We start from the raw sequence: 8,995 nt of genomic DNA on the forward strand, positions 1-8,995 counted from the left end.
CATTGGAAATGCGTATTCCCGTGGGAGCGAGCCTGCTCGCGAAGGGGCCAGCTCAGACAGCAAAATTCTCCAGCGAACACACTTCCTGATCCTCCGCATCAACCACTTTGATCTGCTCAATCATCGCTTCGGCCAACGGTGACAACCGATACCCGGCGCGGCTGACGATGCCATAGCGGGTGTACAGCTCCTCCAGATCATCGGCCAGGCCTTCGATCTTCAAACAGACCAGCTCACCCTTGGCCAGATGCAGCGCATCGGAATACGCGCCGACAATTCCGATCGCCTCCGAGCGCAACACCACACTCAATAGACTCGAGCCGTTTTCGCATTCCACATTCGGGGTGAAATCCGGACGACCACTGAGGTCGACGATGACCTTGCGCAGGTTCGGCGGGCGGATGCTGACCGCCAGTGGATAACTCAGCAATTGCTCGGCAGTGATGCGTTCAAACGCCGTAAGTGGATGCCCGGCGCGGCAGCAGAAATGCCATTTGCGTGCCCGCAAGCGGTAGGTCTGGTGATCCGGATCGGCCTCGAATTGCCGGGTATCGGCGACGAAGAATTCGAACTCTTCGCTGAGCAGGCGTTTGCTCAGGCTCTGCCAGTCATCGACTTGAAATTGCACCCGCGCTTTCGGGTAGCGGCCGATGAACGCGCCGATCGCGCGTGGGATCAATCCAGCGGCTGGCGCCGGCCCGCAGCCAAAGCGCAATTCCCCGGCCTCGAGGCCATTGAACTGGCTGATCTCATTGGCCATCTGCTGCGCACCGCTGACCAGTCGCCGCGCATGTTCGAGCAGCACATGGCCCTGTTTGGTAGGCGGCAATTCCTTGCGCCCACGGTCGACCAACTGGCAGCCGACGCTGTGTTCCAGTGCTTGGATGCTGCGGCTGAATGCCGACTGCGACAGGTTCACCGCCTGCGCTCCAGCGACGAAGCTGCGTTGCTCAACCAGAGCAATGAAGTGACGCAATTGGCGCAAGTCGATATGCATTTTTCACATAAAAAATATCCGGGAAATGCATTGGATATGCATTAGGTCGACTCCTTATAAAGGCAATCTCTTATGCAGTAAATATTTCTAAATCCATAAATAAATAACTGAAAAGAATATGCAGCACTGAAGATGTCTGTGTGTTTTTTGACCAGGAGCCGCGCCATGAGTCCGTTGAATCTCGCGTTACCCCCATCACCCCGACGGCTCAAACGCCTGCCTTTGGCGCTGTTGCTGGCAGGCAGCGCCAGCTGGACTCACGGCTATGCCGCCGAAGCCGAAACCCCTCCGCCCGTCCCCGCAGGCACAGCGGCGGCGAACGGTTCGCAGCTGGAAACCGTGACCGTCACCACCCGCCGCCGCGAAGAAAGTTCGCAAGACGTGCCGACGCCAATGAGCGTGGTCAGTGGGCAGAATCTGGAGACGCAACGGGTTTACCGGATTCAGGACTTGCAGCAACTGGTGCCCAGCGTCAACGTCGCTTACATGCATGCGCGCCAGTCCAGCGTGTCGATCCGTGGCCTGGGTAACAACCCGGCCAGTGATGGCTTGGAAGGCAGCGTTGGCCTGTACATCGATAACGTTTATCTGGGTCGTCCAGGAATGGCGGTGTTCGATCTGATGGACATCGAACAGCTCGAGGTCTTGCGCGGTCCGCAGGGCACGCTGTTCGGCAAGAACACCACCGCCGGGGTCATCAACATCAGCACCCGCGCCCCCAGTTTCACACCGGAACGCAGTATCGAAACCTCGGTCGGCGAGGACGGTTACTTCCAGACCAAAGGCACGATTTCCGGGCCGCTCAACGATCAACTGGCCGGGCGCTTCTCGGCGTATCGCACGCGCAGTGACGGCGACATCAAGAACGAATACGACGGCCACGACCTCAACGGCGGCTCCCGCGAGGGCTTTCGCGCGCAGCTGTTGTTCAAGCCCAATGAAGATTTCAATCTGCGCTGGATCGGCGATTACAACGAAGAAGATTCCAGCGCCGGCACCCGGGTGTTGTACAACACCGGGCCGACCATCAACGGCGTCAACCTGTATGAAGCGCGGGCCAGTGCGGCCGGGGCGACGCTGGTCAACGGCCGGCATCGCAAGGTCAATCTCGATAACGACCAGCACGTCACCGTGCATCAGGGCGGCACGTCGGTGGAAGCCAACTGGACGTTGCCGAGCGACTTCACCCTGACGTCGGTCAGCTCTTATCGTTTCTGGAATTTCACCCCGCGCAACGACGATGGCCTCAACGTGCCGGCCAGTTACAACGCCGGCGTGTCGGTGGAAGACAAACAGTATTCGCAGGAATTTCGCCTGGCCTCGCCCAAGGGTGAGTTCTTCGATTATGTGGTCGGCGCCTACTATTTCGGCTCGGATCTGGACAACAAATCCTTCTCCTATTACGGCCCGCAGGCCGACATCTGGAATGGCACACCGGCGGGCAGCCTGGCCAACGTCATCAGCGTCGGCAACGGCCATATCCAGACCGACAGTTTCGCCCTGTTTGCCCAAGGCACCTGGCACCTGAGTGAACGTCTCGATTTTACCGCCGGGGTGCGTGGCACCTACGAAGAGAAAAACGCTTCGGTCAGCCGCAACGCGCCGGTCGGCGGCGTGGCGGTGGCGGGTGCGGCAGCCAATGCGCGTCGGGGGCGTGCCGGCGTCTACGATTCCGGTGATTTGAATCAGTACAGCTCCAGCCCCTCGGGACTGCTCAACCTGAGCTATCGCATTACCGACGACGTGCTCGGTTACGCGACGCTGTCCCACGGCGAGAAATCCGGCGGGGTCAACCTCGCGGTCGGCTCCGCACCTACCGCTGGCGCCGACTCGTTACTGATCGGCACCGAGCGCGCCAACAACGCCGAACTCGGCTTCAAAAGCACCCTGTGGGATCGCCGCCTGCAACTCAACGCCAACGTATTCTGGACCCAGGTCAACGCCTACCAGACCAACGCCTATGACGCCGCCAACCGCGTGCAATACCTGACCAACGCAGGCTCGGTGCGCTCGCGTGGCATCGAGTTCGAAAGCACCGTGGTGCCGCTGCGTGGCCTGACCCTGAATTTCAACGGCTCGTACAACGACGTCAGCTACCTCTCGTACAAGGATGCGCCGTGCCCGCCGGAAGTCAGCCAGGCCCCGGGTGCGCCGGCCTCGTGCGACCTCAGCGGCCATCAAGTGGTCGGCGCGTCGAAATGGATCGGCAACGCCAACGGCGAATACAAATGGAATCTGGCTAACGGCTTCGAACCCTACGTCACCGGCAGCTACGCGTTCCGCTCCAAAGCGGTGGGCACGGTCGAGGATTCCGACTACGGGCAGATCCCCAGTTACGCGGTGGTCAACCTATCCACTGGCTTGCGCGGTGATTTCAATCAGGGCCAGTGGGACGTCTCGCTGTGGCTGAAAAACGCCTTCGACAAAACCTACTACACGACTCTGTGGACCGGCGGCAACGGCGGCTATGAAGGCCTGCTCGGCACCCCGCGAACCCTCGGCGTTACCGGTCGCTACGACTTTTAATTGAGCTTTCAAGGCGCTGACCTGGACATGGCCGTTCAACCAACCCTCAGCGGCGCCGGCAAGCAGACGCAGCTGATCGACAGCGACGGCGGCAATCGCGCCTAACGTCGGCATTCAGCGAACCAAAACAGCCTTTTAAGGCGTTAACGGATGCCGTATCCGAATACTTTTCATGCCGTAAAAGCATGGGGTTTATGGCAGATCGCTGCAGCCCTTGTGGTGCGCGGCTTCGGTAAAAACGGGCGATTTGCATATTCCTTGAAGACCTATGCATAACGTCAAAGATTACTTTCGGTGATAAGCGTGCAAGCCCAATGATTACCCCATCGACTACGCCGTGGGGGCTTCAAGAATTGCGGGTTGATCGCTTTGGCTCGTAGAACGAAAGAGACTGCAGGGAGTTGAACAATGGGCAATGTCCAGACCGCCGCCAGCGCAGGGGAGTTGATGTGGCGGCACACGCCGAGTGACGAACTGGTCGATCTTGGCCGGCCGCACCGGGTGCCGTTGGGGCAGTTGCGTTTGCAGCGAGCGCCCAAGGGTATTTTGAGTCGGCGCGAAACCCTTCTGCTCGGTGTTCTCGCGCTGGTGGTGCATGGCGCGGTGATTTACTGGGTCAGCCAGAAACCGACGCCAGTGCTGCCGGTGGTGCCGCCGGAAATTCCGCCGATGACCATCGAGTTTTCGCGCCCGGCTCCGCCAGCGCCGCCGGTTGTTGCGCCGCCACCACCGGCGCCCGTGGTCGAACCGCCACCGCCAGTGGAGGATGAGTTGGCGGTGAAACCGCCGCCGCCCAAGCCGATCGCCAAACCCAAACCGGTGGTGAAACCGCCGCCCAAACCGGCGCCGAAGGCAGTAGAGCAACCGCCAGCGCCAGCGAAACCCGCAGCCCCGGTCGCCGCTCCAGCGCCTCCTGCGCCACCGGCACCGGCGCCTGTTACTCCGGCTTCAGCCAACGCTGCGTATCTGAAAAATCCGGCGCCGGAATACCCGTCGCTGGCCCAGCGTCGCGGTTGGGAAGGCACGGTGTTGTTACGGGTGCATGTGTTGGCCAGCGGCAAACCGGGCGAGATTCAGATTGCCAAAAGCAGTGGCCGGCAGCAGCTCGACGATGCGGCGCTGAATGCCGTCAAGCGCTGGAGTTTCGTCCCGGCCAAGCAGGGTGATGTCGCCCAGGACGGCTGGGTCAGCGTGCCCATCGATTTCAAGATTCATTAAACCGAAACCAAATTCGCGCGAAATGTTTACACGAGGGAACACATCATGACGTTACTGGCATCTCCACTGGAATCCATCGAAAGCGCGGTGATCTGGCTGCTGGTGGTTTTTTCCGTCGCCACTTGGGGTTTGGCATTGCTCAAGGCTGTGCAGTTCGGTCGTTTGAAAGCACAGGATCGGCGCTTTCACAAACGTTTCTGGGCGGCGTCGAGCCTGGATGCCGCCGCCGAGTTGAGCGAAACCCAGCCCGGCGCCGCAGCGCGGGTGGCGCAGGCCGGTTACGCGGCGATCCAGGTGGGCGAGGCGCCGCAGGCAAATGACCTGAGCCAGGCGATCAACCATCAGGATCGCCTCGAACGCGCCTTGCGCCAGCAGATCGTCCGTGAACGGCGTTCGCTGGAAACCGGTCTGGCGGTGGTCGCGAGTATTGGCAGCACCTCGCCGTTCATTGGTTTGTTCGGCACGGTGTGGGGAATCATGGAAGCGTTGAAAGGCATCAGCGTCGCTGGTTCGGCAAGCCTGGAAACCGTGGCCGGCCCGATCGGTGCGGCACTGGTCGCGACTGGCGTGGGGATCGCCGTCGCGGTGCCGGCGGTGCTGGTTTACAACTACTTTCTGCGCCGTCTGAAATTGACCGCGGCGGATCTCGATGACTTCGCCCACGACTTCTACAGCCTGGCGCAGAAGAGCGCGTTCCGCGTGCTGATCCACCCGACCGCACACAAGGTGGCAACGTCGGGCAACGCGGCAAAAGTGAAGGAGGCTTCCTGATATGGCCTTCTCTACGCAAGACACGGATGAGGTGCTCAGCGAAATCAACGTGACGCCGCTGGTAGATGTGATGCTGGTGCTGCTGGTGGTGTTTATCGTCACCGCGCCGCTGCTGACCAATGCGATACCGATCAACCTGCCGAAGACCGAAGCGGTGGCACCGGTCGAGCAGAAGGATCCGCTGGTGGTGAGCATCGACGGCGCCGGCAAGCTGTTTATCAACAAGGACGAGATTCAGCCCGACTTGCTGGAATTCAACCTCAAGTCGGCCAAGGCCAAGGACCCGGAAGTGCGCGTGCAATTGCAGGCCGATGACGGGGTGAATTACGGCGAAGTGGCGCGAGCCATGGCTTCGATCGAACGGGCGGGGATTACCAAATTGTCGGTGATCACCGCGCGGTAACAGATTTTCGTTTTTCCGGGGCCGTCTCCTTGGCAGGGTGCGGCCCTTTTTTTGCGTTCGGTATTTGAAAAAGCCCCTCACCCTAGCCCTCTCGGAGGGAGAGGGGACTGACCGGGGTGTCTGGCGGCTATACACCGATATGAGAAATCCAGTCGAACTCAAGATTTGAAGAACCTGAAGATCGGCTCCCTTTCCCCCTCGCCCCCTTGGGGGAGAGGGTTGGGGTGAGGGGGAGGAATCTTATGCCCTACACAAATCACATATTCGATAAGGGTCTTAATAAATAGCTTCTTATTCCTTAACGAATATAACTCATCTCCCTATACTCGACACGGAACAGACACGACGCAGGAGAGCTTCCCCATGCGCAACGAATCAATCCGTTACCTGATTGTGCCGGGCTGGCAAGGATCGCCAGAAGATCATTGGCAAAGCCACTGGCAGAACAGCCTGCCGAACAGCGCGCGGGTCGAGCAGGCCGATTGGCTGACGCCGCGCCGTGAAGACTGGGTCGCCGCGCTGGCCGAAGCGATTGCCGCGGACAGCACGCCGGTCATTCTCATCGCTCACAGTCTCGGCTGCATCACCGTCGCTCACTGGGCGGCGACTGCGCCGTTGCAGTACCTGCGTCAGGTGCGCGGGGCGTTGCTGGTCGCGCCGGCCGATGTCGAGCGTCCTGCCTGTGCGCCGGCACTGCGCAACTTCGCACCGATCCCGACGGACCTGTTGCCGTTTCCCAGTCAGGTCGTCAGCTCCGACAACGACGCCGCCGTCAGTGCGCCGCGCGCATTGGAAATGGCGCGCAACTGGGGCGCGGAGACGGGGATTCTTGCCGGGGCCGGCCACATCAACGTCAAGTCCGGGCATCAGCGTTGGGAGCAGGGGTTTGCCTACCTCTATCGCCTGCAAAATCGCCTGGAACTCCACGCCCGCCGTCGCGCCTGACCTTACTATTCAACGCCCCCGTCGGCTGGCGGTTTTGGGCGGGAGCCTGCCATGAGTTTGGAAACCTTCGGTCAGCCCTTGCTGACCTTTCCCGATGCGGAAAAAAGCCCTCTGAGCATTCGCGCCAAGGCGCTGGTGTTCGTCGACCCACGCTCGCGGCAATTGCGCGAGGAGTTGGAGTAGTTGGCTCCACGTTCGATTTCAGTGTTGATTCGCGGTGAGACTGGCACCGGTAAAGAGCTGCTCGCCCGGCATATCCACCGCGCCAGTGATCGCAGCGGGCTGTTCGTTTCGGTGAACTGCGGCGCGATCAGCCCGACCTACGCCGACGCCGAACTGTTCGGCTACGCCACCGGCAGCTACAGCGGTTCGGCCAGCAGCCGCGCCGGCTGGTTCGGTTCGGCCAACGGCGGCACCTTGTACCTGGATGAGATCGGCGATCTGCCGCTGCCAATCCAGATCAAGTTGCTCGCGGCATTGGAAAACCACGAAGTCACCCGCGTCGGTGCGCATCAGCCGAGCCCGGTGGATGTGCGCCTGGTTGCGGCGACCAGCATCGATCTGGCCCAGGCCGTGGACGCCGGAAAATTCCACGAGCGGCTCTATCACTACCTCAGCGAGGGTCATCTGGAGCTGCCGGCATTGCGCGCGCGTACCGGCGACATTCTCTCGCTGGCCGAGTATTTCCTTGGCATCTACAGCCAGCGTCTCGATCTGCCCGTGCCGCTGATCAGCGAAGCCGCTCAGCATGTACTCGAACAACACAGCTGGCCGGGCAACACTCGCGAACTGGAAAACGTCATCCACTTTGCCCTGCTGGTCAGCACCGGCGACGAAATCCTGCCGGAACATCTGAACCTGCCTGACGCGTCTGCGCCGCAGGTTCAGATCGAACGTCTGGTCAGGCAGACCCATATAGGTGGGAGCAGTGCAGAGCGTAAGGCGTTGAAAGACTGGCTGATTCGCTTGAGCGAGGCGGTGTGAGCATTTTCTTCAACATGAACAAAATGGAATATGAAGCTGAATAAACGTTATTGTCCGGGAATAAAAAATCCGGGTATTGTCCGCCTCACGCCAGCGATATCACTTCACTGGCACACGTATTAAATGCCGTCGTCGATGACGACCGTGATTTTCGATAAGGACACTGCATGAAAAAGGTTCTGTTGTTTACCGCATTGGCGGCTGCACTGACGGCTTCTTTCGCCAACGCCGGCGAGAAACTGGTAGTTGCCGCAACGCCGGTGCCCCACGCTGAAATCCTTGAGCTGATCAAACCGACCCTGGCCAAAGAGGGCGTGGATCTGGAAATCAAGGTCTTCACCGACTACGTGCAACCGAACGTACAGGTCGGCGAGAAGCGTCTCGACGCCAACTACTTCCAGACCCTGCCGTACCTGAACAGCTTCAACCAGGGTAAATACAAGGATGACAAATCCAAGTACCTGGTGACCGTGCAGGGCGTCCACGTTGAACCGTTCGGTGGCTACTCGAGCAAGTACAAGACTCTGGCTGAGCTGCCGGACGGCGCGACCATCGCCATCCCCAACGAAGGCAGCAACAGCGGCCGCGCCCTGATCCTGCTGCAAAAGGCCGGCCTGATCGAACTGAAAGATCCGAAAAACGCTTTGGCAACGCCAAAAGACATCGCCAAGAACCCGCACAACTTCAAGTTCAAGGAACTGGAATCGGCCCTGCTGCCGCGCGTTCTGAAAGAAGTTGATCTGGACATGATCAACACCAACTACGCGCTGGAAGCCAAGCTCAACCCGCAGAAAGATGCGCTGGTGATCGAAGGCGCTGACTCGCCATACGTGAACTTCCTGGTTGCCCGTGAGGACAACAAGAACAGCGACGCGATCCAGAAACTGGCCAAGGCCCTGACCAGCCCGGAAGTCAAAGCCTTCATCGAGAAGAAGTACAGCGGCGCGGTATTGCCGGCGTTCTGATCTGACGCTTGAGCAAATCCGCTTCAGACGTGAAAACGCCGATGGCCAGTGATGGTCATCGGCGTTTTTTTGCGTGCGTTTCAAGCCGTTGAAAAGATCGTTCCCACGCTCTGCGTGGGAATGCCTCATCGGACGCTCCGCGTTCGGCTCTTAATGTGGCGCGGAGCGTCCCCGGCTGCATTCCTT

General features: G+C 60.0%; 7 protein-coding genes and 1 pseudogene. 7 read left to right on the plus strand and 1 reads right to left on the minus strand.

Annotated elements, in window-relative coordinates:
• Positions 1-52: 52 nt before the first annotated feature.
• Positions 53-997, minus strand: coding sequence for a LysR family transcriptional regulator (locus F8N49_RS21515; protein ID WP_151552472.1), 945 nt, complete (start codon positions 995-997; stop codon positions 53-55).
• A gap of 165 nt (positions 998-1,162) precedes the next feature.
• Between F8N49_RS21515 and F8N49_RS21520 the strand changes: the two genes are divergently transcribed.
• The 7 genes and pseudogenes from F8N49_RS21520 (at position 1,163) to F8N49_RS21550 (ending at position 8,809) form a co-directional block, all read left to right on the plus strand.
• A complete protein-coding gene (locus F8N49_RS21520; RefSeq protein ID WP_151552474.1) occupies positions 1,163-3,523 on the plus strand; it encodes a TonB-dependent receptor in 2,361 nt (786 codons plus the stop codon).
• A gap of 408 nt (positions 3,524-3,931) precedes the next feature.
• Positions 3,932-4,741 carry an energy transducer TonB gene (locus F8N49_RS21525; protein WP_151552476.1) on the plus strand — a complete coding sequence of 270 codons (810 nt, stop codon included), beginning with the start codon at positions 3,932-3,934 and terminating at the stop codon, positions 4,739-4,741.
• A gap of 45 nt (positions 4,742-4,786) precedes the next feature.
• Positions 4,787-5,512, plus strand: coding sequence for a MotA/TolQ/ExbB proton channel family protein (locus F8N49_RS21530; RefSeq protein ID WP_151552478.1), 726 nt, complete (start codon positions 4,787-4,789; stop codon positions 5,510-5,512).
• 1 nt (position 5,513) lies between these two features.
• Positions 5,514-5,915, plus strand: coding sequence for a biopolymer transporter ExbD (locus F8N49_RS21535; protein WP_007972930.1), 402 nt, complete (start codon positions 5,514-5,516; stop codon positions 5,913-5,915).
• A gap of 363 nt (positions 5,916-6,278) precedes the next feature.
• Complete coding sequence (locus F8N49_RS21540; RefSeq protein WP_110644765.1) at positions 6,279-6,860, plus strand: alpha/beta hydrolase; 582 nt, start codon at positions 6,279-6,281, stop codon at positions 6,858-6,860.
• Between the two features lie 51 nt (positions 6,861-6,911).
• Positions 6,912-7,844, plus strand: a pseudogene (locus F8N49_RS21545) (sigma 54-interacting transcriptional regulator).
• Between the two features lie 167 nt (positions 7,845-8,011).
• Positions 8,012-8,809 (plus strand): MetQ/NlpA family ABC transporter substrate-binding protein, encoded by a 798-nt coding sequence (locus F8N49_RS21550; RefSeq protein WP_016772222.1) that lies wholly within the window; start codon positions 8,012-8,014, stop codon positions 8,807-8,809.
• Positions 8,810-8,995: the final 186 nt, after the last annotated feature.

Source organism: Pseudomonas sp. GXM4, from assembly GCF_008923895.1.
Taxonomy (GTDB): Bacteria; Pseudomonadota; Gammaproteobacteria; order Pseudomonadales; family Pseudomonadaceae; genus Aquipseudomonas; species Aquipseudomonas atacamensis.

Excerpts from the sequence above, each read along its gene's own strand:
- F8N49_RS21515 (WP_151552472.1), bottom strand. The coding sequence starts at position 997 with ATGCATATCGACTTGCGCCAATTGCGTCACTTCATTGCTCTGGTTGAG.
- F8N49_RS21520 (WP_151552474.1), top strand. The coding sequence starts at position 1,163 with ATGAGTCCGTTGAATCTCGCGTTACCCCCATCACCCCGACGGCTCAAA.
- F8N49_RS21525 (WP_151552476.1), top strand. The coding sequence starts at position 3,932 with ATGGGCAATGTCCAGACCGCCGCCAGCGCAGGGGAGTTGATGTGGCGG.
- F8N49_RS21530 (WP_151552478.1), top strand. The coding sequence starts at position 4,787 with ATGACGTTACTGGCATCTCCACTGGAATCCATCGAAAGCGCGGTGATC.
- F8N49_RS21535 (WP_007972930.1), top strand. The coding sequence starts at position 5,514 with ATGGCCTTCTCTACGCAAGACACGGATGAGGTGCTCAGCGAAATCAAC.
- F8N49_RS21540 (WP_110644765.1), top strand. The coding sequence starts at position 6,279 with ATGCGCAACGAATCAATCCGTTACCTGATTGTGCCGGGCTGGCAAGGA.
- F8N49_RS21550 (WP_016772222.1), top strand. The coding sequence starts at position 8,012 with ATGAAAAAGGTTCTGTTGTTTACCGCATTGGCGGCTGCACTGACGGCT.